This window comes from Pantoea alfalfae, assembly GCF_019880205.1.
GTDB lineage: Bacteria > Pseudomonadota > Gammaproteobacteria > Enterobacterales > Enterobacteriaceae > Pantoea > Pantoea alfalfae.
In genome coordinates, this window is the sequence record NZ_CP082292.1 from 1,548,605 (window position 1) to 1,574,160 (window position 25,556).

21 protein-coding genes are annotated in these 25,556 nt (G+C 59.7%); 19 read left to right on the plus strand and 2 right to left on the minus strand.

From position 1 onward, the window contains the following. Nucleotides 1-131 precede the first annotated feature (131 nt). From K6R05_RS07170 to K6R05_RS07260, 19 genes are all read left to right on the plus strand, one after another. Nucleotides 132-1,589 carry an NAD-dependent succinate-semialdehyde dehydrogenase gene (locus K6R05_RS07170; RefSeq protein ID WP_161735946.1) on the plus strand — a complete coding sequence of 486 codons (1,458 nt, stop codon included), beginning with the start codon at nucleotides 132-134 and terminating at the stop codon, nucleotides 1,587-1,589. 447 nt (nucleotides 1,590-2,036) lie between these two features. Then, nucleotides 2,037-3,506 (plus strand): aldehyde dehydrogenase family protein, encoded by a 1,470-nt coding sequence (locus tag K6R05_RS07175; protein ID WP_222925297.1) that lies wholly within the window; start codon nucleotides 2,037-2,039, stop codon nucleotides 3,504-3,506. Between the two features lie 27 nt (nucleotides 3,507-3,533). Then, nucleotides 3,534-4,202, plus strand: coding sequence for a haloacid dehalogenase type II (locus K6R05_RS07180; RefSeq protein WP_222925298.1), 669 nt, complete (start codon nucleotides 3,534-3,536; stop codon nucleotides 4,200-4,202). A 10-nt stretch (nucleotides 4,203-4,212) separates the two neighbouring features. Further along, nucleotides 4,213-5,490 carry an NAD(P)/FAD-dependent oxidoreductase gene (locus K6R05_RS07185; protein ID WP_222925299.1) on the plus strand — a complete coding sequence of 426 codons (1,278 nt, stop codon included), beginning with the start codon at nucleotides 4,213-4,215 and terminating at the stop codon, nucleotides 5,488-5,490. Nucleotides 5,491-5,571: 81 nt separating this feature from the next. After that, on the plus strand, nucleotides 5,572-7,179 hold the full coding sequence (locus K6R05_RS07190; RefSeq protein WP_161735942.1) for an ABC transporter substrate-binding protein: 1,608 nt from the start codon (nucleotides 5,572-5,574) through the stop codon (nucleotides 7,177-7,179). 41 nt (nucleotides 7,180-7,220) lie between these two features. Then, entirely contained in the window at nucleotides 7,221-8,177 is a 957-nt protein-coding gene (locus tag K6R05_RS07195) for an ABC transporter permease (RefSeq protein WP_010247875.1), read from the plus strand. Then, on the plus strand, nucleotides 8,174-9,025 hold the full coding sequence (locus K6R05_RS07200; protein ID WP_161735940.1) for an ABC transporter permease: 852 nt from the start codon (nucleotides 8,174-8,176) through the stop codon (nucleotides 9,023-9,025). Before K6R05_RS07195 ends, K6R05_RS07200 begins: the two co-directional genes overlap by 4 nt. Continuing rightward, a complete protein-coding gene (locus K6R05_RS07205) occupies nucleotides 9,022-10,686 on the plus strand; it encodes an ABC transporter ATP-binding protein (protein WP_161735939.1) in 1,665 nt (554 codons plus the stop codon). The genes K6R05_RS07200 and K6R05_RS07205 overlap by 4 nt, the downstream gene beginning before the upstream one ends. A 138-nt stretch (nucleotides 10,687-10,824) precedes the next feature. Then, complete coding sequence (locus K6R05_RS07210) at nucleotides 10,825-12,156, plus strand: NAD(P)/FAD-dependent oxidoreductase (RefSeq protein WP_222925470.1); 1,332 nt, start codon at nucleotides 10,825-10,827, stop codon at nucleotides 12,154-12,156. 11 nt (nucleotides 12,157-12,167) lie between these two features. Next, complete coding sequence (locus K6R05_RS07215; RefSeq protein WP_161735938.1) at nucleotides 12,168-13,010, plus strand: GNAT family N-acetyltransferase; 843 nt, start codon at nucleotides 12,168-12,170, stop codon at nucleotides 13,008-13,010. Continuing rightward, nucleotides 13,010-13,936 carry a 2-hydroxyacid dehydrogenase gene (locus K6R05_RS07220; RefSeq protein ID WP_222925300.1) on the plus strand — a complete coding sequence of 309 codons (927 nt, stop codon included), beginning with the start codon at nucleotides 13,010-13,012 and terminating at the stop codon, nucleotides 13,934-13,936. The genes K6R05_RS07215 and K6R05_RS07220 overlap by 1 nt, the downstream gene beginning before the upstream one ends. 1 nt (nucleotide 13,937) lies before the next feature. Then, nucleotides 13,938-15,071, plus strand: coding sequence for a M20 aminoacylase family protein (locus tag K6R05_RS07225; protein WP_161735936.1), 1,134 nt, complete (start codon nucleotides 13,938-13,940; stop codon nucleotides 15,069-15,071). Nucleotides 15,072-15,184: 113 nt separating this feature from the next. Beyond that, a complete protein-coding gene (gabT, locus tag K6R05_RS07230; protein WP_222925301.1) occupies nucleotides 15,185-16,501 on the plus strand; it encodes a 4-aminobutyrate--2-oxoglutarate transaminase in 1,317 nt (438 codons plus the stop codon). Nucleotides 16,502-16,666: 165 nt separating this feature from the next. After that, nucleotides 16,667-17,179 carry an Lrp/AsnC family transcriptional regulator gene (locus K6R05_RS07235; RefSeq protein WP_010247853.1) on the plus strand — a complete coding sequence of 171 codons (513 nt, stop codon included), beginning with the start codon at nucleotides 16,667-16,669 and terminating at the stop codon, nucleotides 17,177-17,179. A gap of 252 nt (nucleotides 17,180-17,431) precedes the next feature. Beyond that, entirely contained in the window at nucleotides 17,432-17,878 is a 447-nt protein-coding gene (locus K6R05_RS07240) for a GNAT family N-acetyltransferase (RefSeq protein WP_222925302.1), read from the plus strand. A gap of 18 nt (nucleotides 17,879-17,896) precedes the next feature. Next, entirely contained in the window at nucleotides 17,897-19,942 is a 2,046-nt protein-coding gene (locus tag K6R05_RS07245) for a hydantoinase/oxoprolinase family protein (RefSeq protein ID WP_222925303.1), read from the plus strand. A gap of 1 nt (nucleotide 19,943) precedes the next feature. Next, nucleotides 19,944-21,902: a hydantoinase B/oxoprolinase family protein gene (locus tag K6R05_RS07250; protein ID WP_222925304.1), complete on the plus strand. Its 1,959-nt coding sequence runs from the start codon at nucleotides 19,944-19,946 to the stop codon at nucleotides 21,900-21,902. 62 nt (nucleotides 21,903-21,964) lie between these two features. Beyond that, nucleotides 21,965-23,746, plus strand: coding sequence for a thiamine pyrophosphate-requiring protein (locus tag K6R05_RS07255; RefSeq protein WP_222925305.1), 1,782 nt, complete (start codon nucleotides 21,965-21,967; stop codon nucleotides 23,744-23,746). 98 nt (nucleotides 23,747-23,844) lie between these two features. After that, on the plus strand, nucleotides 23,845-24,687 hold the full coding sequence (locus K6R05_RS07260; protein WP_161735930.1) for an oxidoreductase: 843 nt from the start codon (nucleotides 23,845-23,847) through the stop codon (nucleotides 24,685-24,687). A gap of 92 nt (nucleotides 24,688-24,779) precedes the next feature. On the opposite strand, the gene K6R05_RS07265 is transcribed toward K6R05_RS07260, so the two are convergent. Continuing rightward, entirely contained in the window at nucleotides 24,780-25,001 is a 222-nt protein-coding gene (locus K6R05_RS07265) for a hypothetical protein (RefSeq protein WP_010670899.1), read from the minus strand. Further along, entirely contained in the window at nucleotides 24,985-25,554 is a 570-nt protein-coding gene (locus K6R05_RS07270; RefSeq protein WP_222925306.1) for a hypothetical protein, read from the minus strand. The genes K6R05_RS07265 and K6R05_RS07270 overlap by 17 nt, the downstream gene beginning before the upstream one ends. Between the last annotated feature and the right edge of the window lie 2 nt (nucleotides 25,555-25,556).

A 25,556-nucleotide genomic window follows, 5' to 3' on the forward strand; every position in this document is an offset into this window, starting at 1 on the left:
CCATTTCCGCACAGCATAAAATTTCAAATCACCGCGAAAAACTCGCTTAGCGACCTTTCTGACCCCGCACAACAACATCCTGCGCTGACACGGCGCGATAAAGTGGAATCAGCTGACCACAAGGGGATGTTATGTCGCGATTACAACTTAAAGACAGCGATCTGCTGCGCCAGCAGGCGCTGTTTGCCGGACGCTGGCAGGATGCGCATCAGGGTGCCACGCTGCCGGTTACCGATCCCGCCACGGGCGAAACGCTGGCGACTATTCCGGCGCTGGGCCGTGCGGAAACAGAGCAGGCGATAGCCTATGCGGAAACGGTACGCATCAGCTGGGGCAAAACCCCTAACGCCAGCCGTGCCGCACTGCTGGAAAAATGGCATCAGCTGATTATTGAACATGCTGACGACCTGGCAATCATCATGACTGCCGAGCAGGGAAAACCGCTGGCGGAAGCCAGAGGTGAAGTGCTCTACGGGGCCAGTTTTGTGAAATGGTTCGCGGAAGAGGCGCGCCGTATCTATGGCGACACTATTCCCGCGCCCAGCGACGACCGGCGCATTCTGGTGCTGAAACAGCCGGTAGGCGTTGCCGCCGCCATCACACCCTGGAACTTCCCGATTGCGATGATCACCCGCAAGGTGGCTCCCGCACTGGCCGCCGGATGCCCGATTGTTGTCAAACCCTCTGAGTTAACGCCGCTCTCGGCACTGGCGCTGGCGGTACTGGCAGAGCGTGCCGGTTTTCCGTCAGGCGTATTGCAGGTGCTGACCGGCCTGCCCACGGAGATTGGCGCGGCACTGACCAGTAGCCGTACGGTGCGTAAAATCTCCTTTACCGGCTCGACCCGCATCGGGCAGTTATTAATGCAGCAGAGCGCTGACAGCATCAAACGTCTGAGCCTGGAACTGGGCGGCAACGCCCCGCTGATCGTGTTCGATGATGCCGACATTGAGATTGCGGTCGCGGGCGTCATGCTCAGCAAGTTCCGCAATGCCGGGCAGACCTGCGTCTGCGCCAACCGCATTCTGGTGCAGCGCAACATCTATCCACGCTTTACCGCAAGACTGCTGGAGGCGGTCGCCACCCTGAAAGTGGGCGATGGCTTTGCACCCGACAGTACCATTGGCCCGCTGATCAACAGCCGCGCGGTGGAGAAAGTGAACGGTCACATTGATGATGCGCTGAGTCAGGGAGCTACGCTGTTGACCGGCGGCATCAGCCAGGGCAACGGCACTTTTGTTCAGCCCACGGTGCTCGGCGAGGTCACGTCCAGCATGCGCATCGCCCATGAAGAGACGTTCGGCCCGGTCGCGCCGCTGTTTATTTTTGATGATGAAGAGCAGGCGATCGCGATGGCGAACGACACGCCATACGGCCTGGGCGCCTACTTCTTTACCGAAAATATCCGGCGCGCCTGGCGGGTGGCGGAAGCGCTGGAGTTTGGCATGGTCGGCTTCAATACCGGCGCGATTTCTCTTGAGGTTGCGCCATTTGGTGGCGTGAAACTTTCCGGTATTGGCCGGGAAGGATCCCGCTACGGAATGGATGAATATCTGGAACAGAAAACGTTTCACATTGGCAGTCTGTAATTAAATATGACCCCAACGCCAGCCGGAAAATCCGGCTGGCGTTTTTTTTCGCTTGGCGCACAGAATAAATTCTGCGGCGTCAAATAATCCTCTTTAAAAAGTAAAGAATTTATCAGGGATGTGAGGCGGGTCGGTAAATTGGCGGGGCATGATCGCAAATGTGGGCAGCCTGACCCGGAATATCCGCTTTGGTGCAATTTCCGTGCAGGTTGCACCAGCAGGGCGCATAAATTTTGTGAAGTAAATCATCTGTTTAATTGTTCGGCAAATCCACAAAAATTATCCCGGTAATACGGCAGAAAATTTTTTTGCGCTGTTTTAAACGCATTTTTATTTTTTGCCCGGCTGGCATACTTTCTGCATTAGCTTATTAACAGCGCAGAAAATGCCAGTTAAAAGCGCTAATAAGCCAGCAACTGATGGGTGTTACAAATAAGGAATTGTTCCATGTTAAGTTTCGACCCTGAAAAAGTTTCTCTTCCGGCTGGCCATTATATTGGCGGCCAGCATTGCCAGAGCCAGGGCGCAGCCTTCGAGGTTAAACGTCCCTCTGATGGCAGCGTCTATGCCACGCTGCAGGACGCCATGCCGCAGGATGTTGATCGTGCCGTCACCGTCGCGCATCAGGCGCTAAAAACCAGCGGCTGGTCAGGCTGTCCGCCGCGTGAACGTGGTCGCGTCTTACGCCGTTGGGCCGATTTGATCGAGCAGGATACGCTACTGGCTCAACTGGAAGCGCTGGGCTCAACGCGACCCATCAGCGACGTGGTGCTGCACGAAATTCCATTTACCGCCGAGGCGATTCGCTTCTATGCCGAATGCGCCGACAAATACAGTGGCGATCTCTTTCCCACCTGCGACAGCAGCCTCGGCATGCTGATTGCGGAACCCTATGGCGTCATCGCCGCGATTACCCCGTGGAATTTCCCGCTGTCAATGGCGTCGTGGAAATGCGGACCCGCGCTGGCAGCAGGCAATGCGGTCGTGCTGAAACCCTCTGAACTGACCCCGTTTTCAACGGTGCGCATGGCCGAACTGGCGATTCAGGCGGGCCTGCCAGCGGGCGTGCTGAACATTGTGCAGGGCAGTGGCGCGGTGACCGGCAGCGCGCTGGTGAAACATCCGCTGGTGCGCAAAGTCTCGTTTACCGGCTCGACCCTGACCGGCGCGCGCATCATGAGTGATGCCGCGCAGCACGGCATGAAACCGGTGACGCTGGAGCTGGGCGGCAAAAGCCCGCAGCTGGTGTTTGATGATGCCGGTGACCTTGAGGTGCTGGCTCAGCGCATTCTGCGCGGCTTCACCGCCAACGGTGGTCAGGCCTGTGTAGCGGGCACCCGTCTTATTGTGCAGCGCAACATTGCCGATCCGCTGGTTGAGCGACTGGCCCAGCTTTGCCGGGAAGTGAAACCGGGCGTCACCTGGCAGGAAGGCAGCCGCTACGCGCCGCTGATCGATGAACGCCAGGGCAATAAAGTCTGCTCGGTCATTGAAGCCGCAAAAGCGCAGGGCGCAGAGGTGCTGGTGGGTGGAGAGCGCTTTGCCGACACCCAAGGCGGCTGGTTCTGGCAGCCGACGCTGCTGAGCCATGTGGCGCAGGATAACCCGGCGGTACAGCAGGAAATTTTTGGTCCGGTGCTGACGGTACAGACGTTTGATGATGAAGAGCAGGGCCTGGCGATGGCTGCGCACGAGACCTATGGCCTCTGCGCCGGTGTTCACACCCTAAGCCTGCCGCGCGCGCTGCGGGCGATGCGCGCCATCGACGCGGGCACTGTCTGGATCAATCGCTATGGTCGCTCCGGCGACTTCATCATTCCCACAGGCGGTTTTCTCGGCTCCGGCATTGGTAAAGATTTAGGGCGTCAGGCGTTTCAGGCCTGCCAGCGCCAGAAAAGCGTACTCATCGATTTCTAAGCGCAACTGACAAGACAGGGGTGTTACATGGCACTGTTTAAACCGAAATTCATTACGTTTGACTGTTACGGCACGCTGATTCGCTTCGATATGGCCGGTGCGGCACAACGCTGTTTCAGCGACCGCGTCGACCCGGATGCATTGAACGCGTTTACCGCCGACTTTGCCAGCTACCGGCTGGATGAGGTGCTCGGCGCATGGAAACCCTATTACGACGTGGTCAGTAATGCGATACAGCGCACTTGCAAAAAGTGGGGCATTAAGTGGGACAAAGCCGACAGCGACTTTATCTACACCGACTGCGCCAGCTGGGGTCCGCACCCCGACGTGCCGGCCGGACTGGCAAAAGTCGCTAAGGCGTTTCCGCTGGTGCTACTGACCAATTCGATGAAAGACCTCATCCCGCACCATGTACCGCGTCTGGGCGCGCCCATTCACATGACCATCACGGCAGAAGAGGCAGGCGCTTATAAACCGCAGATGAAGGGCTTCGAGTACATGCTGGATAAGCTTGGCTGTGGTCCGGAAGAGATCCTGCACGTCTCCTCCAGCTTCCGCTATGACCTGATGACCGCCTACGATCTCGGCATCAAAAACAAAGTCTGGGTCAACCGTGGTCATGAACCGGCGAACCCGTACTACCAGTACACCGAAATCAAAGATATCGGCGGCCTGCCTGGCGTCGTCGGACTCTGAGGAACTCCCCATGAAACTGGAATCGTTCTGGCAGGCCACGGCACCGGCCTTTACCGGTGCTGCCCGCGAACCGCTGCCCGCCCAGGCGGACGTGGTGGTGATTGGCGGCGGCTTCACCGGCGTTTCGGCAGCACTTAACCTGGCGCGCAGCGGCATCAGCGTGGTGCTGCTGGAGAGTGGCGACGTCATGAGCCAGGCATCGGCCCGCAACGGCGGTCACTGCAATACCGGTGTGGCGCAGAACTTCGCCTCGCTGGTGGCGAGTCAGGGTCTGGAGCAGGCCAGCCGCTTCTACCGGGCATTTGACGACGCGGTGAGCTACGTCCAGCAACTGATTCAGGCTGAAGCGATCGACTGCGACTTCCGTCTGTGCGGCAAACTCAAGCTCGCCAGCAAAGCATCGCATGTCGCCGGGCTACGGGAAGCCTATGAACTGATGCGTCGCACTGTGGACCCCGAGATCGAACTGCTCGACAAAACGGCAGTGCGCGACGAAATCGCCAGTGACAAATTTCACGGCGGCCTGCTGCAGAAGCGTGGCGGTCAGATGCACATGGGCAAGTTTGGCATTGGGCTGGCTGAAGCCGCCGCCCGCAGCGGGGCGAAAATTTACCCGCACCACGCCGTGACGAAGCTGGAACGTCTGAAGGGCTATCAGCACCGGATTCACACCGCGCAGGGCACCCTTCTGGCGGATAAAGTGCTGATGGCGACGGGCTGCTCCAACAGCGGCCCTTTCCCCTGGTTTCAGCGCCGCATCGTGCCGGTCGGCAGCTTTATTGTGGTGACGGAAGCGCTCGACCCGGCGCTGCTGCGCCAGGCGCTGCCCCATAATCGGACCTATGTGACATCGCTGAATATCGGCAACTACTTCCGCACCACTGCCGACAGCCGACTGGTGTTTGGCGGGCGGGCGCGGTTTGCGGTCAGTAACCCAACCTCGGATTCGCGCAGCGGCGAGATCCTGCGCCACGCGATGACGCAGATGCTGCCACAGCTCGGCCAGGCAGAGGTGGAGTACTGCTGGGGAGGCATGGTCGGTATGACGGCCGACCGTCTGCCGCACGCGGGTGAACAGGATGGCCTGTTCTATTCACTGGGCTACAGCGGCCACGGCACGCAGATGTCGGTGTGGATGGGACGGGTAATGGCCGATTTGCTGGCCGAAAAGCGCACTGAAAATCCCTGGCAGCGTGATGCATGGCCCGCGCTGCCCGGTTATCACGGCAAGCCATGGTTTTTACCGCTCGCAGGACTCTATTACAAAGCAAAGGATCGCCTTTCTTAACGTCCCGTCGGGTGCTGGCCGCCAGGTTGCCAGCACCGCCAGAACATGATCCCGGTTCGCCTGACTATTGAGGGTAGAGAGATGAGTAAATTTGATAATAACGACGCTGATGCGGTAAATCCGGCACTGACGCGCATGATCACCGAAGGATCGCTGTCACGTCGCAGCCTGATGAAAATGCTTTCCGCTGGTGCGGTGATGAGCAGTGGGCTGGTGGGCTTTTCCGGGGCGGCACTGGCGGACGACAAGCCGGTCAAAGGCGGTAAAGTGCGGGCGGCAATGTCGAATGCTTCCGCTACCGACACGCTCGATCCGGCGAAAAGTAACAACAGCGCGGACTACACCCGTCAGTTCATGTTCTACAGCGGCCTGACCGAACTGGACAAAAACCTGATGGCGCAACCGGCGCTGGCCGAATCACTGGAGTCCAGCGACGGCATCACCTGGCATATTAAACTGCGGAAGGGCGTCACCTTCCATGATGGCAAACCGCTGACCGCTAAAGATGTGATCTTCTCGCTCAGCCGACACAAAGATCCGGCTATCGCCTCAATCGCCTTTAAGCTGGCCGATCAGTTCAAAACCTTCAGCGCAGTCAATGATAACGAGGTGCAGCTGGAGCTGAATAGCGCCAACTTTGACGTCCCTTACATGCTGGCGACGCCGCCTTTTTTGATTGTCAAAGACGGCACCACCGACTTCAGCAAAGGCATCGGCACCGGTCCGTTTGTCTGCAAAACCTTTATGCCAGGCACACGCACCATCGGCACCAAAAATCCCCATTACTACAAGCCCGGCTTGCCGCACCTGGATGAGGTGGAGCTGATTGGCGTTACCGACGGTGCAGCACGCGTCAATGCCCTGATGTCGGGCGATCTGCAGATGGTCTCCACCCTGACAGCCGCAGACTGCAAACGCATTAAAGCCAGCAGCGAGTTTGGCATACTGGAGAGCAAATCAGGCATGTACACCAACCTGATTATCCGCACCGACGTGAAACCGGGTAACAACGAAGACTTTGTGCTGGCGATGAAATATCTGCAGCCGCGCGACATGCTGGTGAAAACGGTACTGCAGGGTTATGGCGACGTCAGTAATGACACGCCGGTGCCGCCGTGGCATCCGCTCTACAACGCCGACCTCAAACCGCGTCCGCTCGACATAGAAAAAGCGAAGTTCCACATTAAAAAAGCGGGTATGGCTGGCGCGACAGTAGAGATCATCACGACGCCCAACATTGAAGGGGCGAACGAAGGCGGGCAGATGATCCAGCAGATGGCGCGCGGGGCAGGGCTGAATGTAAAAGTGCGACGTGTGCCGTATGACGGTTACTGGTCTTCGCACTGGATGAAAGATCCGGTGGGATATGGCTCGATAAATCCGCGTCCGACGCTCGACATGCTCTTCTCACAGTTTTATCTCTCTACCGCACCGAATAATGAATCGGGCTGGAAAAATCCCCAGTTTGATCAACTGGTGGTCGCCGCGCGAGGGGAACGCGATCAGGCAAAGCGCAAGCAGATGTATGGCGATATGCAGACGCTGATTTATGACCACTGCGGCACGATCATCCCGACCTTTATCAGCTCCACCGATGGCTACAACAAAAAGGTTAAAGGGGTCGAAGCCTGGCCGTCAGGCATGATGATGGGCTATCGCTTCCATGAGTTTGCCTGGCTGACCGCCTGATCTCAGCCTGTCCCATCAGGCTATTCATAAGGAGTTCGCCGATGAACCGATACATGCTGTTCCTGATTGCCCGGCGCATTGGTGCTGGCATCCTGACGTTGCTTATCGTCTCGGCGGTGGTGTTTTTCATCACCAGCCTGCTGCCGGGTGACGCGGCGCAGATGATCCTTGGCCAGAATGCCACACCGGAAACGGTGGCGGCGTTACGGCAGCAACTGGGTCTCGATCAGCCTTTGCTGATGCGCTACTTCCACTGGCTGACAGGCATGGTGCAGGGCGACTTTGGCACCTCGTTTGCCAGCCATTTGCCGGTCTCGCAGCTGGTGGCGCAGCGCATTCCCGCCACCTTTGAACTGGCGGGCATCACCACGCTGATCTGCGTGCCGCTGGCGCTGATTATCGGCATTATTGCGGCGATGAATCGCGGTTCCCGGCTCGACCGGGCCCTGGTTATCGGCACCATGGCGACGGTGGCCGTGCCGGAGTTTCTGGTGGCGACGGTAGCGGTGCTGATTTTTGCCGTGAAGCTGCACTGGGTGTCGGCGATGTCGTTCGGCAGTCCGGATAGCGACCTGCTGAGTTACCTCAAAGCCTATGCGCTGCCGGTGCTGACGCTCTGCTGCGTGCTGGTGGCGCAGATGGCGCGTATGACGCGAGCCGCCATTATCAACCAGCTCGACAGCCCCTACCTGGAGATGGCGCTGCTGAAAGGGGTATCGCCGCTCCGCGCCGTGCTGCGTCATGCGCTACCCAACGCGGTTGGCCCGATCGCCAATGCGATTTCACTCAGCCTCTCCTACCTGTTTGGCGGCGTGATCATCATCGAAACCATCTTCAGCTATCCCGGTCTGGCCAGCCAGCTGGTGGATGCGGTCAGTAATCGCGACCTGCCGGTGGTGCAGCTCTGCGTGATGTTGTTCGCCGCCTGCTACCTGGTTCTGCTGCTGGCGGCCGACATTCTGACTATCGCCTTTAACCCGAAATGGAGAAGCGCATGAATACTCTCTTGTTGCCCTGGCGTTTCTTACAGTCGCTCTCCTGGTCAGGCCGGCTGGGTCTCATCATGTCGCTGTTCTGGCTGCTGATGGCGGTGTTTGGCACGCCACTGGCTCCGCACAGCATTGATGACATCGGCGGCGGTCCGCTGATGGGCGGCATGACGGCGGATAACCTGCTGGGGACCGACTACCTGGGACGCGACATGCTGAGCCGTATTCTCTACGGCGCGAAGTTCTCCATCGGTCTGGCGCTGAGTGCGGCACTGCTGGCCAGCCTGATCGGCACGCTGCTGGCGCTGCTGGCGGCGGTAACGGGACGCTGGCTGGAGGAGCTGCTGGGCCGCGTCAACGATGCCCTGCTGGTGCTGCCGGGCAAAGTGCTGTCGCTGATGATTGTCGCGGTGTTTGGCTCCTCGCTGCCCATGCTGATCCTCACGGCGGTGTTCACCTACTGGCCGGGCGCATTCCGCATCGCGTTTGCCATGGCCAGTTCGCTGCGCAGCATGGACTACGTCCGGGCATCACGGCTGCGGGGCGAAAGCCGCTGGTATATCGCCCTTCACGATATCCTGCCTAACATGGTGCACCCGATGCTGACGGACTTTGGCCTGCGCTTTGTCTACATCGTGCTGCTGCTGAGCGGCCTGAGCTTCCTTGGCCTGGGAGTGCAGCCGCCGTACGCTGACTGGGGCACGCTGGTTCGTGAAAATATGCAGGGGCTGTTTGATGGCTCGCCCGCGGTACTGATGCCCGCGCTGGCGATTGCCAGCCTGACCATTGGCGCCAACCTGTTTATAGACAGCCTGCAGGCGATGCGTCCGATGACGCTGGCGAAGGAGGGAGCATGAACGTGACACCACATACCGCCATGCCGGTGATTTCGGTGGATAAACTGCGCGTTACCGCACAGACCGATCGCGGCGAAGAGATCGACCTCGTTTCTGACATTCACTTCACGGTGCAGAAGGGCGAGGTGCTGGCGCTGATTGGCGAATCCGGCTCCGGGAAAACCACTATCGCGATGGCACTAATGGGCTATGCCCGCAGCGGCTGCCGCATCGCCGAGGGCAATATTCACGTTGCCGGCACCGACATTAACAGTCTGACACCGGGCCAGCTGCGCGCGTTTCGCGGCAATAAAGTCGCCTATATCGCCCAGAGCGCGGCGGCGTCATTTAATCCGGGCATGAAGATCCTCGACCAGGTGATTGAGCCGGTGGTTATTCACGGCACGATGACCCGTAAAGACGCGAAAGCGAAAGCGATCGGCCTGTTCCGTGAGCTGGCGCTGCCCAATCCCGGGACCATTGGTGACCGGTTCCCGCACCAGGTGTCGGGTGGTCAGTTACAGCGTCTGATGACGGCGATGGCGCTGATTGGCGATCCCGACGTCGTGATCCTTGATGAGCCTACGACCGCACTGGATGTCACCACGCAGGTGGAAGTGCTGAAGGCGTTTCGCCGCGTGGTGGTGCAGCGCGGCGTCACCGCGATTTACGTCAGTCACGATCTGGCCGTGGTGGCACAGATGGCTGACCGGATTCTGGTGCTGCTGCGCGGTAAAATGGCGGAGTATGGCAGCACCGCGCACCTGATTGGCGCGCCGCAGGCAGAGTACACGCGGCTGCTGATGGACGCAGCGCGGCAGAAAGAGCGGCCCAGCAACTGGTGTCCGGCTGCCGCCGATATTCAGCCGCTGCTGGAAGTGCGCGATCTCTATGCCGGTTACGGTCCGCGCGGCAGCGACGGCCAGCCAAAAATACGCATTCTGGAGGAGATTAACCTTAAGCTGTGGAAAGGGCAGGCGATTGGCATCATCGGCGAGTCAGGTTCAGGCAAAACGACGCTGGCTCATGCCATTGCTGGTCTCAACGCGCCGAGCCACGGGCATATCCTGTTTAACGGCCACTATATTGCCGGCGATATGCAGAAACGTCCTGACAACGAGCTGCGGCGCATTCAGTATGTGTTCCAGATGGCAGATACCGCGCTGAATCCGGCCCATAGCGTTGAGCGCATCCTGTCGCGCCCGCTAACGCTGTTTCACGGCCTGAGCGGCGCAGCCCGACAGCAGCGACTTTATCAGCTGCTGGATCTGGTGCAGCTGCCACGCAGCGTACTGTGGCGGCGTCCCTGGGCACTCTCCGGCGGTCAGAAGCAGCGCGTCAACCTGGCGCGTGCGCTGGCAGCGGAGCCGGATCTGATTTTGTGTGATGAAGTGACCTCAGCGCTGGATACTGTGGTCGCCGCCGCCGTCCTCGACTTAATCAGCGAACTGCGCCGCGAACTGGGGCTTTCCGTGATCTTCATCAGCCACGACATGCATGCGGTGCGCGCGGTGTGCGACGAAATTGTGGTGATGAAAAGCGGTCGCATCGTCACCCAGCTGGCACGCAACGACTACGACAAGCCGACCAGCGAGTTGTATTTCGAGCGGCTGAAGCGCGCAGTGCCGGAGCTGCGGCAGGGCTGGCTGGATGAGCATGAAGAGATTTTAAAAGCGGAGTGAGTTGCCGCTGAGCCTTACGGGCAACTGAATTTATCCGTCTGCATAGTACTGATGTGCAAGGCAGGCGGCGTGGGTCAGCGTACAGCGGCGACGTCGCTCTGCGCCAGACCCGATACTGACAACAGAGGTCATCTTGTTATGCCCGCACCGATTCGTTATGTACAGGACAGTGCTGACTTTCCCGATTCCGCCGATGTGGTGGTGATTGGCGCCGGTATCGCCGGTGCCGCCGCCACCTGGGAGCTGGCGAAGCAGGGAGTGAAGGTGGTACTGATTGAAAAAGGACTGGTCGGCGCTGAGCAGTCAAGCCGCAACTGGGGCTGGTGCCGCCAGCAAAACCGTGATGAGCGTGAGCTGCCGCTGATTATCTATGCGCTGCAACGCTGGGGTGAGCTCAGTGAAGAAACCGGCGAAGAGCTGGGTTTCCGCCGCAGCGGGCTGGTTTACGCCACGCAGGAAGAGTCGGATATCGCGGCCTGGGATAAGTGGAACCAGATGGCGAAAGGCTATGGCATGCGCAGTTCGATTCTCACCGCAGAGCAGGCTAAAGCGATGACGCCCGGCAGCACCACAAACTGGCTGGGCGGTCTCTCGTCGCCCACCGATGGTCACGCCGAGCCGCGCCTGGCGGCGCCTGGGCTGGTGGCTGGCGCGCAGAAAAAGGGTGCACTGCTGTTTCAGCAGTGCGCCGTGCGGGGACTGGATATCGCCGCCGGACGGGTCAGCGGCGTCTGGACCGAGCGCGGTCTGATCAAAACCAGCCGGGTTATCTGTGCCGCCGGGGCCTGGACCTCCATGTTCTGCCGTCGTCACGGCATCGACCTGCCGCTGGGCAACGTGATTGGCACGGCCTTCCGCACGCAGCCCATTGAGCAGGCGATCGCCATGCCGCTCTACACACCGGGCTTCGCCTGTCGCCCACAAATGGATGGCAGCTATACCGTGTCAGTATCTGGTCGTGGTCGTCTGGAGCCGGGCGCACAGGGGCTGCGCTATGCCCGTCAGTTCTATCCGACCTTTAAGAGCCGCCGCAAGAATCTGACCCTGAATCTCGGCCTGTCACCGTTCTTCAACGGCCCTGAGGCGATGGGGGGCTGGTCATTCGACCGCGAGTCGCCGTTTGAGCGGATGCGCATTCTCGATCCGGCAGCGGATGCAAAAATCGTGGAAGAAGGACTGGCGGCAATGCGGCGTGAATACCCGGCGCTGGCGAATCTCCGGCTGGCGCAGTCATGGGGCGGCATGATTGACAGCACCCCGGACGCCATTCCGGTTATCTCCACCGTGGCGAAACTGCCGGGGCTGGTGCTCTCGGCGGGTTACAGCGCCCACGGTTTCGGTATCGGACCGGGTGCCGGACGACTGGCCGCCGATCTGGCGACCGACGCCACACCCATCGTTGACCCGACCCCTTACCGCTACAGCCGTCTGGTTGACGGCAGCGGACTTGACACGCCAGGCATGATGTAAGGAGAACGCGAATGAGCCTGACAATACGCGCAATGACGCCAGACGATCTCGACCCATGTTTCGCCTTAACGCAGGCGCTGAAATGGCCCCACCGACGTGAAGACTGGCAGCTGGCGTTACAACTGGGCGAAGGCACAGTAATAGAAGAGCAGGGCAAACTGATGGGCAGCGCTGTGCTCTGGCGCTGGGGTGACCGTGCCGCCACGGTGGGACTGGTGATTATCGATAACCAGCAGCAGGGACGCGGCCTCGGCAAGCAACTGATGCTGGCGCAGCTGGAAAAACTGCCCGACGTTAACGTGCGTCTGCATGCCACCGAAATGGGCAAAGGGCTGTATGAAAAACTTGGCTTTGTCAGCTGTGGTGAGATCCGTCAGCACCAGACGCGTGCAGTTACCACGCTGCCAGAGGTGGTGATCCCCGCGGGGCTGAAACTGCGCCCGGCGACAGTAGCCGATCGTGACACGCTGGTCACGCTGGATCAGCAGGCACACGGCATGCATCGTCCGGCGCTGATTGAGCATTTAGTGCGCGACTGCCAGACGGTGCTCTTAGAGGACGCGGCACAGCGGATTCAGGGCTTCGCCAGCCTGCGCCGCTTTGGTCACGGCTGGGCGATTGGCCCGGTGATAGCGGCGGATTTCCCGATGGCTCAGGCGCTGGTCGCCTCGCTGATGCAGTCGCTGCAGGGTGAGTTTCTGCGCATCGACACCGATGCCGCGCTGCCGATGGCAGCCTGGCTTGAACGTCTTGGTATCCCTCAGGTCGATGCGCCCACCACCATGGTGCGCGGCACGCCCTGGACGCCGCAGGGTATGCACGCATTTGGACTGATGACGCAGGCGATGGCCTGATGCATATCGTCTATAAATCGGAGCCGGAACGAGGCCGGATCTGGCAGCGCTGGCTGGCGGAACATGCGCCTGATATTCAGCTGCATCTCTGGCCGGAGACCGGTGATCCGGAGCAGGTTGAGGCGCTGGTCGCCTGGCAGCCACCAGTTGACATTCCGGCGCTGTTTCCCCGCCTGAAACTGCTGTTCTCGGTGGGGGCCGGTGCCGATCAGTTTGACTTCAGCACGCTGCCGCCCGACCTGCCGGTAATCAGAATGATCGAGCCAGGCCTGACGCAGGGCATGGTGGAATATGTCACCTTCGCGGTGCTCGGTCTGCATCGCGACATGCCGCGCTATTTCCATCAGCAACGCCAGCAACAGTGGCAGCCTCATGCAGCCATACCTGCCGGGCAGCGTCGGGTCGGCGTGATGGGGCTTGGCGAACTGGGGCAGGCCGCGTTAGCCTGGCTGGTGGCGCTGGGCTTTGACTGCGCAGGCTGGAGCCGCACACCGCGCGAGTGCCCCGGTGTGCGCTGCTGGCACGGCGCGGATCAACTCGCTGACTTCCTGGCGCACAGCGAGATTCTGGTCTGCCTGCTGCCGCTGACCGACACCACCCAGGGTTTGCTGAATCAGTCCCTGTTCAGCCAGCTACCGCACGGCGCGGCGCTGGTACAGGCCGGACGCGGCCCGCAGCTGAATCATGATGATCTGCTGCAGGCGCTGGAGAGCGGTCAGCTCCGCGCCGCCGTCATTGACGTCACCGATCCGGAGCCGTTACCACCGGGCCATCCCTTCTGGCACCATCCCGCCATCTGGCTGACGCCGCACATTGCCAGCCAGACGCAGAATGAGAGTGCCATTGCGGCCCTGCTGGAGAATCTGCGGCGCTACCAGCGTGGTGAGCCGCTGCACGGTGAGATTGACCGTTCGCGAGGATATTAAGATGGAACATTTAGTGGTACTGCGCCGCGACCTGCATGTGCACCCGGAGCTGGGTTTTCAGGAGCAGCGCACCAGCGACATCGTGGCGAACTTCCTGCACCAGCTGGGCATCGAGGTGCATCGCGGCATCGGTAAAACCGGCGTGGTCGGGATACTGAAAAAGGGCACCAGTGAACGCATGATTGGCCTGCGCGCCGATATGGATGCGCTGCCGATGCAGGATCAAGGCGGCACGGAATGGCAAAGTCAGGCAGAGCAGGTGAGTCACGCCTGCGGCCACGATGGTCACACCGTGATGCTGCTGGGTGCCGCTGAAAAACTGGCGCGGGACGTCAGCTTTGACGGCAGCGTCTGCTTTATCTTCCAGCCTGCTGAAGAGGGACTGGCGGGTGCAAAAGCGATGATCGACGACGGCCTCTTCAGCCGCTTTCCCTGTGAGGCGGTCTACGCCATTCACAACTGGCCGGAACTGCCGCTCGGTCAGGTACAGACCCGCCCTGGCCCGATTATGGCAGCGGCCGACCGCTTTGATATCAGGGTGCTGGGCGGCGGCGGCCACGCCGCGCAGCCGCACCTTACACGCGACACCCTGCTGGCGGTCAGCGAGCTGGTGGTGCAGCTCAATACGCTGGTTTCACGCGCACTCGACCCGTGTGAAACCGCGCTGCTCACCGTCACACGGATGCAGGGTGGCTTTTCACACAACATGATCCCGGCCGAGGCGAGTATCACCGGCACGGTGCGTACCTTCAGCCCGGCGGCGCAGGATACGATTGAAGCGCGGCTGCGCCAGATGGCGGAGCACGTCACGGCGGCTCATGGCCTGCGCGCAGAAGTGAACTATCAGCGTTACTACCCGGCGACGATTAACAGCGCGACGGAAGCGCAGTTTTGTCTGGAGGCGCTGACGCAGGCGGGCATACCGGTTGACACCGCGGCCAGACCCGCGCTCACCTCGGAAGATTTCGCTTTTATGTTACAGGCGTGTCCCGGTGCCTATCTGTGGCTGGGATCGGCACCCTGCAAGCCATTGCACCATGCCGCTTATGACTTCAACGATGCGCTGATCCCGCATGGCGTTAACGTTTTTGTCGCGCTGGTACGCCAGGCGCTGGCAGAGAAATTTCCCTGCTGAATGCAGCGGGATTTTGACAGGAAATGCCGCTGCCTCGGAAATTACGGCAGCGTGAGAAACCAGCGGGTTGCGATACTTGAGCCAACCGAACGTTACGTGGATGAGGGTTTAAAATGCAGAATGTCATGGCAGAGCAGCAAGCATACTCCGATAACAGCCTGTTACTGGATGCACGCGAGCAGAACGTGCCGCGCGGTGTAGTGACCGCCCATCCGCTGGTGATTGAACGCGCCAGAGGCAGTGAAGTGTGGGACGTTGAGGGCAATCGCTATCTCGACTTTGTTGGCGGCATCGGCGTGCTGAATGTCGGTCACAATCACCCGGCGGTAGTCAATGCGGTGACCCGCCAGCTTGGTCTGGTGTCACACGCCTGTTTTCAGGTGGTGGCCTATCCGGGCTACATTGAGCTGGCGCAGCGGCTGAATAGACTGGTGGGTGGCGATGAGGCGTACAAAAGTGTCTTCTTCACCAGCGGCGCCGAAGCGGTGGAAAATGCGGTGAAGATTGCCCGCTCACACACCCAGCGCCCCGGCATTATCGCGTTTGATGGCGCGTTTCATGGCCGCACCCTGCTGGGCGTCACCCTGACCGGCATGTCCGCGCCATACAAACAGAACTTTGGCCCGTTCCCCGGCGACATCTATCGTCTTCCCTTCCCGAATCCACTGCACGGCGTGACGGAAGCGGACTGCCTGAAGGCGCTGGATCAGCTATTCGCGGTGCAGATCCTGCCGGAGCGTGTGGCGGCGATTATCATTGAGCCGGTTCAGGGCGACGGCGGCTTCCTGCCCGCTGGCCCGGCATTTATGCAGGCGTTGCGTCGCATTACCAGCCAGCACGGCATTCTGCTGATTTGTGATGAAATCCAGTCCGGCTTCGGGCGTACCGGCACGATGTTCGCCTTCCAGCAACTGGGTATCAAACCCGATTTAGTCACGCTGGCGAAAAGCCTGGGCGGGGGGCTGCCGATTTCTGGCGTGGTGGGGCGTGCGGAGATCATGGAGGCACCGACGCCTGGCGGGTTAGGCGGTACTTATGGCGGCAACGCACTGGCCTGTGCGGCGGCACTGGCGGTGCTGGATCTGTTTGAGCATGAGAACCTGCTGCAGCGTTCCTGTCAGCTCGGCGAACAGCTCAATGCCCGTCTGCGACAGCTGGCGGATAAATATGCCTGCATCGGTGACGTGCGCGGTGTGGGCTTCATGCAGGCGGTAGAAATTCTTGATTTCGAAACCGGTCGTCCCGATGCGGCGCTGACCCAGAAGATCCTCGACAGCGCCTGTCAGGAAGGACTGCTGCTGATTAAGTGCGGCCTGCATCGCAACACCATCCGTTTCCTGGCACCGCTGGTCACTACCGACTCACAGCTGGAAGAGGCGCTGCATATTTTCGATATTGCGCTGGCACGTGCCACCGGCCGGCTGGGTTAAACCGTATTCCTCATTGATTTTGTTAGAGTAATTTGAAAATCTCCCGCTGGTATAACCACTGCGAAGCGCTGGCGCGTTTACGGTAAAGCATGTTATATCTTCGGGAGGTTCTGAACATTTGATTGCGCGCCTGGCCCAACAGGCTCTGACAATGAGGGGGGTGCTATGAACGGCTTAATGAAACTCGACCGCATCGACATCAACATCCTGGTGCAACTCCAGAAAGATGGCCGTATCAGCAACGTTAACCTCGCCGACGCCGTAGGCCTCTCGCCCAGCCCCTGTCTGCAACGGGTCAAACGTCTGGAACAGGCCGGTTTTATCACCGGTTATGAAGCGCACATTAATCTCACCCGCATCACTGATTCAGTGACTGTCTTTACCGAAGTCACCCTGTCCGGCCATCGCCGCGAAGATTTTATGAAATTTGAAAGTGCGATGCGCGACGTCGATGAACTGATGGAGTGCCATCTGATCACCGGCGGCTATGACTATCTGCTGCGCTTTATTACCCGCAGCATTGAACATTACCAGGAAGTGATTGAGAAGATGCTCGACGCGCAGATCGGCATCGATAAGTACTTCAGCTATATCGTCATCAAATCCCCGATCATGAAAAGCAGCGTGCCATTACGCTCGCTCATCGGCAAACATAACTCAGTCGAATTCGGCGTATAACGGGCGGTCGCCTCTCGCCACCTCCCCGGTGGAGAGGGCGGCCACACGCATTGTCTCTGTCTGCTGTTCCCCCCACCCACCTTTGTTCACAGACGGGCTTCCTTTCCCCTTTAACCTTTGCGATTTTTCCCTCAGCATAAAATTTTTTCCCTGCCCAAAATTCAGTCGCTCTGTCCGGTTTTGTCGCTTGCTACGGCCTCAATCGTTGAGCGAACCCTTTTACACTGAATTCAACCGATACAAGGAGTTGTGATGGACTCACTACTGATTGCTGACCAGCAGTGGCAGCGCGATGCGTTCACTGTCTCTACCGATCGCCAGCGGCTCGATCTGGCCTGGATCCACATCCAGCTGGCGGAGAAGTCGTACTGGGCCAAAGGCCAGCCGGAAGCGAAAACCCGGCGGACGATTGCCGGTTCGCTGCCGTTTGGCCTCTATCACCAGCAGGCACAGATTGGCTTTGCCCGACTAATCACCGACTACACCCGCTTTGGCTGGCTGTGCGACGTGATAATTGATGAAAACTGGCGTGGTCACGGGCTGGGTAGCTGGCTGGCGACCTGTGTTCGTGAACACCCGGAGCTGCAAACGGTGCATCGCTGGATGCTCTCAACCCAGGATGCGCATCAGGTCTACCAACGGCTCGGCTGGCGTGTGGTGCAGCATCCCGAGGCGCTGATGGAATTTCCCCCTTCCTGACACTGGAGTTAACCCGATATGCGATACCGCGTTGGCGTGGATATTGGTGGTTCCTTTACCGATTTCGCCGTGCTCGATCAGCAAACGAACCAGATCCACACCCTGAAGGTCCTGTCGCGACCGGATAAGCCCGGCAGCGAAATCTTAACCGGGCTGGCGCAGTTTCAGCAGCAGCAGGGCATTGATCCCGCTGAAATTGGCTACTTCACTCACGGCACCACGGTAGGCATCAATGCGGTGATCCAGCGGCGCGGCGTGCGGCTGGCGCTGTTTGCCACCGAGGGCTTCTGCGATGTACTGGAGCTGGCCCGGCTGAAAATCCCGCATATCCATGACCTTTTCTCACGGCGTGCAGCGCCGCTGATTACCCGTGACAGGGTGTTTGCCATCCGCGAACGCAGCGACGCGCAGGGCAACATACTGCAACCCGTGGATCGCCAGAGTGTGCTCGACGCAATCCATCAGGCACGCGCTGCCGGTTGTCAGGGCATTGTGGTGTCGCTGCTGCACAGCTATCGCAACCGACACAATGAAGCGGCGGTGAAGGCGATTATCGATGAGGTGGCACCTGAACTGCTGACCTCCTGTTCCGCCGACATCTGGCCGATCATCCGCGAATATGAACGCACCATCACCGCCACCATCAACGCCTACGTGCAGCCGATGGTCATTCACTACCTGGAATCCTTTGAGCAGGCACTGCAACGGCTTGGCGTTAAGCCACCGCCGCGCATCACCAAATCCAACGGCGGGGTAATGGGCGTTGACCAGGCGAAGCGCGAATGTGTGCAGATGGTGCTCTCCGGCACCGCATCCGGCGTGATTGGCGCCAGTTACCTCGCCAGCGCCTGCGGTTTTGACAAAATCCTCAGCCTGGATATCGGCGGCACCAGCGCCGACGTGGCGGTGATCATCGACGGCAAGGTGGCGCAGGGCAATGGCGAAATCATCGGGGATTTCCCGATCTTTATTCCTTCCGTCGCTGTGACCTCGGTGGGTCAGGGCGGCGGCTCGCCGGCGTGGATTTATGGGCAGGGCGTATTGCAGATGGGGCCGGACAGCGCCGGTTCGCTACCCGGGCCGGTCTGCTTCCAGCGCGGCGGCACGCAGCCGACCGCTACCGATGCCTTTGCCGCCTGCGGCATGATGGGCCACGGTGCGCTGGGTTATGACGCGGTGACGGTGGATGTTGCCGCCGCCTGTGCGGCCTGGCAGCCGCTGGCGGATGCGCTCGCTATTTCGGTTGAAGAAACCGCCGAGACCGCTATCCAGCTGGCGATCTCCAGCATGTACAGCGACACCAGCGGCCTGCTGTCGCGCTTTGGCCTCGATCCACGTGAATTCTGGTTCCTCGCCTTTGGCGGCGCGGGACCGATGATGGGCTGTTTTCTCGCCCGCGAACTGAACATGAAAGGGGTGATCGTGCCGCCGACGCCGGGCGTGCTCTCCGCGCTGGGCGGGCTGGTGGCGGACATCCGCAACGACTTTATCCGTACGCTCTACGGCGATCTGACGCCTGCGCTGGCCGACACCTTAGCCAGTGAAGCCGACGCCTTGCAGCAGCGCGCCTGCGGCTGGCTGGCGCAGGAGCACGGTAGCGACATGCCATACAGCCTGCAGTTCAGCGCGGATATGCGCTATCGCGGTCAGTCGTTTGAAATCGACGTGCCGCTGGAGGCGAGCTGGCTGGTGCAGGCGGACTTCGCTGCGCTGCATGACGCCTTTGATCGGCAGCACCAGCAGCTGTTTGGTCACTGTGACCCGGAGGCGCCAGTGCAGCTGATCACCCTGCGGCTGGTGATGACCTCGCCGACGCCGAAACCGGTGCTCATCACACTTCCCCCCGCCACAGCACCCGTGCCGGTCCTGAAACAGACCAGAGCCTGGATCGACGGCGGCTGGCATCAGATCGATTTAGTGCTGCGTTCAGTGCTGCGTGCCGGACATCAGCTCAGTGGCCCGGTCATCATCGCCCAGGACGACTGCACCACCTGCGTGCCGCCCGGCATGAGCGTCACGGTCGATTCATTCGGTAATCTGCTCATCACGGCGAACGAGGCATAACATGGCGATTGACGGACGTAACTTACAGATCCTGGCGAACTACTGCGCCGCTGCGGCTGATGCGATGGCCTTTACGCTGATGCGCACCGCGCACTCCACTTTCGTGAAAGAGACGGAAGATTTCTCCTGCCAGATTGTCAGCCGCAGCGGGCTGGCATTTGCCTCGCCGCGCAGCTTTGGCGCGCCCTGGTACAGCGGCATCGACTATGCGCCGGTGCTGGCGCTGATAGAGGAGTACGCCGAGGGCGACATCTGTATTACCAACGACGCCTACGCCGGTAACGTGGCAACTCACTCGCCCGATATCCACATCTGGAAGCCGGTATTCCATCAGGGCGAAATTGTCTGCTTCGTGGTCGGTCACATTCACAACACCGACGTCGGCGGCGCAGTGCCTGCCTCGCTGTCGCGCTCGCTGACCGATATCGTGCAGGAGGGTATTCGCATCCCGCCGCTGAAGATCATACAACAGGGTCAGCTCAACGAAGAGGTCGCCAGCATTATGCGGCTAAACGTCCGGGTGCCTGATCAGAACTGGGGCGATTTCAAGGCGCAGCTGGCGTCGGTGAACGTGGGCGAGCGCAAAATCCACGACATCATTGCCCGCTTTGGCATTGATGATTTTTTGCAGGGCATTGAGGGCATTCTCGATTATGCCGAAGCGCAGGCGCGCACGATTATCAGTACCATTCCCGACGGTGAATACTTTTACGCCGACTACGCCGATGAAGATGGCGAGGGCGGCTATCCCTGTCGCATCGCCATTACGCTGCGGGTGCAGGGCGACCGGCTGGAGCTGGACTACACCGGCAGCGATCCGCAGCTGGCGTCGTCGCTGAACATGCCGACTGGCGGGCGCGAGCGGCATCCGCTGGCGCTGGTGGGCGTCACCTATGTGCTATCAACGCTGGACCGTTCGCTGCTGCTTAACGCCGGTACGCTGCGGCCAACCCGGGCAATTCTGCCGCCAGGCACGGTGATGAACTGTGAAGCACCTGCAGCAGTGGGGATGCGTTCGCTGACCTGTGCACTGTCGCAGATTGCGACGATTGGCGTCTTCTCGCTGGCGATGCCGGACCGACTGCCCGCGAACTCACCGGGCGGCAACTCGATTATGAACATCCGCACTCAAACGCAGAACCGCAGCGTGGTCGCCTCACTGGGGCCGGTGGGCGGCGGGGCGGGCGGCACGCCGCATCATGACGGACCCGATGGTTCTGGCGGGCTTTCCGCCTTTCTGAAAAACACCCCGATTGAGATCAACGAAGCGGAAGTGCCGATTCGCTTCCATCGCTACGGACTGGCGCAGGACAGCGCCGGCGCCGGTCGCTATCGCGGCGGCCTGGCGACCGAAATGGCGTTCGAGATTTTCTCGCCCAACACCACCATTACCGCGCGCAACCGTAACCGGTCAGTGTTTGCCTCGGCGGGTGTAGTGGGCGGACAGAGCGGTGCGCTGTCGACCTTCCGTACCCGGCGCAACGGTGAAGTCATTAATCACGGTAACACCGATGTGATCCACTGCCAGCCAGGTGATGTGGTCGACGTGCGCGGACCCGGTGCAGGCGGTTACGGCCTGCCGTCACAGCGCGATGTTGAGGCGGTCATGCAGGATGTGCGCTGTGGGTATCTCAGCGTCGCGGCGGCCAGAGCGCAGTATGGCGTGGTGGTAGTGGATAACCGCGTGGATCAGGCGGCGACAGAAAGGTTGCGCGCCGACATGCCGCAGCAGGTCGCGCACCATTTTGAGCACGGCGAAGCACGGAGTCGCTTCGAAACGTGCTGGACGCCTCAGCGTTATCAGTTGCTGACCGCCTTTCTGGCAAACGCGCCGGTGAGCTGGCGTCACTTCCTGAAAACCCAGGTATTCCGGGCGGTGGAGGAGACAGGCGAAACGGCGGATATGGCGCAAATATTCAGTGATTTGCGTCAGCGATACCCGGCAATGGCGAACAGTTAACGGTGATGGCTCATCGTCTACTACGCTTTAAGTCTGTAAGGACAACGAGGGGAAACGCGACGATGAGCATGAAAACCAGTGATTTTTTTGTCCAGCGCCTGAAAGAGTGGGGCGTCACACGCATTTACGGCTATCCGGGAGACGGGATTAACGGCGTGCTGGGGGCGATTCAGCGCGCAAACGCCAAAGGGGACGGCATCGAATTTATTCAGGTGCGTCATGAAGAGATGGCGGCCTTTATGGCGGCCGGACACGCAAAATTTACCGGTGAGCTGGGCGTCTGCCTGTCGACTGGCGGACCGGGCGCAACCCATCTGTTGACCGGACTCTATGACGCCAAAATGGACCATGCCCCCGTGCTGGCCATTGCCGGACAGGCAGAGGCGACTGCGCGGGGTGCCAGTTACCAGCAGGAGATGAATCTGGATCGCATCTTCTCGGACGTCGCCAACTTTGTTCAGGAAGCCTCGACCTCAACGCAGGTGCGCCATCTGCTGGACCGTGGCGTGCGCATCGCCAAAGCGCAAAATGGCGTGGCGGTGATCATCATCCCTAAAGATATTCAGGATGAAGAGTGGCAGCCGCCGCAGCATCTGCACGGTTTTACCCATTCCGGCAGCGGCTATCAACGTCCTAAAGTCATTCCTTACGAAGCGGATCTGCAACGCGCCGCTGAGGTGCTTAACGCCGGTAAAAAAGTGGCGATTCTGATCGGGGCAGGCGCACGCGACGCCGCCGTGGAAGTGGTTCAGGTCGCCAATGTGCTGGGTGCGGGCGTGGCAAAAGCGCTGCTGGGCAAAGATGTGCTGCCGGACGATGCGCCGTTTGTGACCGGTTCGATTGGCCTGCTGGGCACGAAGCCCTCATCTGATTTAATGCAGAACTGCGATACCCTGCTAATGATCGGCAGCGGCTTCCCGTGGACAGAATTCCTGCCGGAAGAGGGCAAGGCGCGTGCGGTACAGATTGACATCGACCCGGCCATGCTCGGCCTGCGCTATCCCAGCGAAGTCAATCTGCATGGCGATGCGGCTGAAACCCTGCGTGCGCTGCTGCCGCTGCTAACCCACAAAGAGGATCGCAGCTGGCAGGAAGCTATCGCGGTTCAGGTACGTGACTGGTGGACGCTGATGGAAGAGCGCGCCATGGCACCCGCTAATCCGGTCAATCCGCAGCGGGTAGTGTGGGAGATGTCGCCTCAGTTGCCGGACAACGCCATTGTTACCTCGGATTCCGGCTCCTGCGCCAATTGGTTCGCCCGCGACTATCGGGTGAAACAGGGGCAGCGCGCTTCGCTCTCCGGCGGCCTGGCCTGTATGGGCGCGGCGGTGCCCTACGCCATTGCCGCGAAATTTGCTCACCCGGAGAAACCGGTGGTGGCGCTGGTAGGTGACGGCGCGATGCAGATGAACAACATGGCCGAGCTGATCACCATCCAGAAATACTGGCAACAATGGGCCGATCCGCGCCTGATCGTCTGCGTGTTCAACAATCAGGATCTCAATCAGGTCACCTGGGAGCAACGCGTGATGGAGGGTAATCCGCGCTTTGACGCCTCGCAGCAGTTGCCGGACGTGAAGTATGCCGAGTTTGCGCAGTCGCTGGGGATGGTCGGAATTTATGTCGATAATCCTGACGATCTGGCCGGTGCATGGCAGCGTGCGCTTAGCGCCGATCGCCCGGTCTTGCTGGAGGTGAAAACCGATCCGGAAGTTGCGCCGTTACCGCCGCATATCACCTTTAAGCAGGCGAAAGCCTTTATGGCGTCGATGGTGAAAGGCGATCGCGGGGCGGCGCAGATCATCAGCGACACCGCCAGCCAGCTGTTCCATAAAAAGCATTAAGGGCTAAGTGGGGCGGTTCCGCCTCGCTAACCTTGATCCCCGGATGCACTCGCGTCCGGGTCGTAAACCCCTTCATCATACTTAACGGGAGTCTTAACATGACTGCTCATTCCAGCCCTGTCTGGTTAATCTCGGGATGTTCAACCGGTTTTGGTCGTGAACTGGCGCAGCAGACCATCGCGCGTGGTTTTAAGGTCGTCGTAACGGCGCGTGATACGTCGTCCATCGCCGATCTGGTTGAAGGACACGACAACGCACTGGCGTTGGCGCTGGATGTGACCCGGCAGGCGAGCATCGACCAGGCCGTCAAAGCAGCTTTGGACACCTTCGGCACCATTGATGTGCTGGTAAACAACGCCGGTTACGGCTACCAGAGTTCGGTGGAAGAGGGTGTGGAAAGTGAAATTCGCGCCCAGTTTGATGCCAACGTTTTTGGCCTGTTCGCCCTGACGCGCGCGGTGCTGCCTGCGATGCGCAAAGCGCGCAGCGGTCATGTTATCAACATCACCTCTGTGGCTGGCTTAATTGGCTTTGCCAGCTCAGGCTACTACTCTGCCAGCAAACATGCGGTGGAAGGCTGGTCCGACTCGCTGGCGCTGGAAGCGGGGCCGTTGGGCATTCACGTTACCTGCGTCGAACCCGGTCCGTTCCGCACCGACTGGGCCGGACGCTCACTGCATCAGACGCCGAGTAACTTGCCGGACTATGCAGAGACTGCAGCCGCACGGATGAAAGCCACCGCCGAATACAGCGGTACTCAGAAAGGCGATCCGGCACGGGCCGCCGCGGCGATGATCGCCATCACCGAACATGACAACCCGCCACGCCATCTGGTGATGGGGGCCTGGGGCCATGACGCCGTTACCAGCAAGCTCAAAGAGCGTCTGGCTGAGATAGAAGCGTGGAAACAGACGTCAGTGGAGACGGATTTTCCGGAGTAGAGGTGAGTGCGCTGTGGGTGGCGGAAAGCCGCCCGCGTGTGAGCCAGAAGCTGATAAAAATACGAAAGGCCCGTTTATCGGGCCTTTAAGCGTTAAGCGCTGATCTTAGCTTTCTGCATTTCGCGCGCATTCAGCTCCTTCAGCTTGCGGCGCAACAGGGCAGATGAGGAGCGTTTTTTCCTCTGAGCTAACTGGGCCTTAATGGCGGGCAGATCGGGTCTGGCCAGCCACTCAGCTATCAATAGTGCCCTTAACTCCCTGTTCTCGGCATCAGCCGCATCTGTGATGCCATCGTATTTATCGTAAAACGACATAGCAAGCTCTCCCTGTAGTCACTACTTTATAAGCCCGGAAATATTTCGGGATTAAAGGTTGCGGTGCTTTCTTCGGCAACCCTGTTCGGCGATTGTAGCGTAGTTCATTTTTTAACCCAAGCAAAGCGTCATAGATCTCCTCAAGGGGTGTCGGGCGATTGCGGTCGACGATCTCTCCTGATGCAGCCTGGAAAACAAAACCGCCTATAAAGAAGCTTTCATGGTGTGCCATTAACGCCAGGAGTACGCTTTTGAAAACGACAGCACCCCCTAATCCTGCAAAGCTGATATGGCGGAAATCGCCCAGACACTCCAGACCATCGAACACGTCAAAACAGACTTCAGCCAGCCCGTTAACCGGAAAAGCGATACCGGGTGGCAACTGGTATCCGATGCGGGTAAAGGTCTGTTCATCCATTAGCGTGCCCACGATGACAGTGTAATTCTCATTACCGGCAACAAACGCGTAACTGTAATGAATACGCCGATCGTAAATGAATTTTTTTCGCCTGATTTCGTAGTTTTCAAGATAAATATCTTCTTCAAAGCGCACTT

Bases quoted from the DNA above. Each gene is read 5' to 3' on its own strand.
- K6R05_RS07200 (WP_161735940.1), top strand. From the start codon at position 8,174: ATGAATACTCTCTTGTTGCCCTGGCGTTTCTTACAGTCGCTCTCCTGG.
- K6R05_RS07185 (WP_222925299.1), top strand. From the start codon at position 4,213: ATGAAACTGGAATCGTTCTGGCAGGCCACGGCACCGGCCTTTACCGGT.
- K6R05_RS07205 (WP_161735939.1), top strand. From the start codon at position 9,022: ATGAACGTGACACCACATACCGCCATGCCGGTGATTTCGGTGGATAAA.
- K6R05_RS07215 (WP_161735938.1), top strand. From the start codon at position 12,168: ATGAGCCTGACAATACGCGCAATGACGCCAGACGATCTCGACCCATGT.
- K6R05_RS07190 (WP_161735942.1), top strand. From the start codon at position 5,572: ATGAGTAAATTTGATAATAACGACGCTGATGCGGTAAATCCGGCACTG.
- K6R05_RS07195 (WP_010247875.1), top strand. From the start codon at position 7,221: ATGAACCGATACATGCTGTTCCTGATTGCCCGGCGCATTGGTGCTGGC.
- K6R05_RS07235 (WP_010247853.1), top strand. From the start codon at position 16,667: ATGAACGGCTTAATGAAACTCGACCGCATCGACATCAACATCCTGGTG.
- K6R05_RS07170 (WP_161735946.1), top strand. From the start codon at position 132: ATGTCGCGATTACAACTTAAAGACAGCGATCTGCTGCGCCAGCAGGCG.
- K6R05_RS07220 (WP_222925300.1), top strand. From the start codon at position 13,010: ATGCATATCGTCTATAAATCGGAGCCGGAACGAGGCCGGATCTGGCAG.
- K6R05_RS07245 (WP_222925303.1), top strand. From the start codon at position 17,897: ATGCGATACCGCGTTGGCGTGGATATTGGTGGTTCCTTTACCGATTTC.
- K6R05_RS07175 (WP_222925297.1), top strand. From the start codon at position 2,037: ATGTTAAGTTTCGACCCTGAAAAAGTTTCTCTTCCGGCTGGCCATTAT.
- K6R05_RS07180 (WP_222925298.1), top strand. From the start codon at position 3,534: ATGGCACTGTTTAAACCGAAATTCATTACGTTTGACTGTTACGGCACG.
- K6R05_RS07250 (WP_222925304.1), top strand. From the start codon at position 19,944: ATGGCGATTGACGGACGTAACTTACAGATCCTGGCGAACTACTGCGCC.
- K6R05_RS07260 (WP_161735930.1), top strand. From the start codon at position 23,845: ATGACTGCTCATTCCAGCCCTGTCTGGTTAATCTCGGGATGTTCAACC.
- K6R05_RS07265 (WP_010670899.1), bottom strand. From the start codon at position 25,001: ATGTCGTTTTACGATAAATACGATGGCATCACAGATGCGGCTGATGCC.
- K6R05_RS07210 (WP_222925470.1), top strand. From the start codon at position 10,825: ATGCCCGCACCGATTCGTTATGTACAGGACAGTGCTGACTTTCCCGAT.
- K6R05_RS07225 (WP_161735936.1), top strand. From the start codon at position 13,938: ATGGAACATTTAGTGGTACTGCGCCGCGACCTGCATGTGCACCCGGAG.
- gabT (WP_222925301.1), top strand. From the start codon at position 15,185: ATGCAGAATGTCATGGCAGAGCAGCAAGCATACTCCGATAACAGCCTG.
- K6R05_RS07240 (WP_222925302.1), top strand. From the start codon at position 17,432: ATGGACTCACTACTGATTGCTGACCAGCAGTGGCAGCGCGATGCGTTC.
- K6R05_RS07255 (WP_222925305.1), top strand. From the start codon at position 21,965: ATGAGCATGAAAACCAGTGATTTTTTTGTCCAGCGCCTGAAAGAGTGG.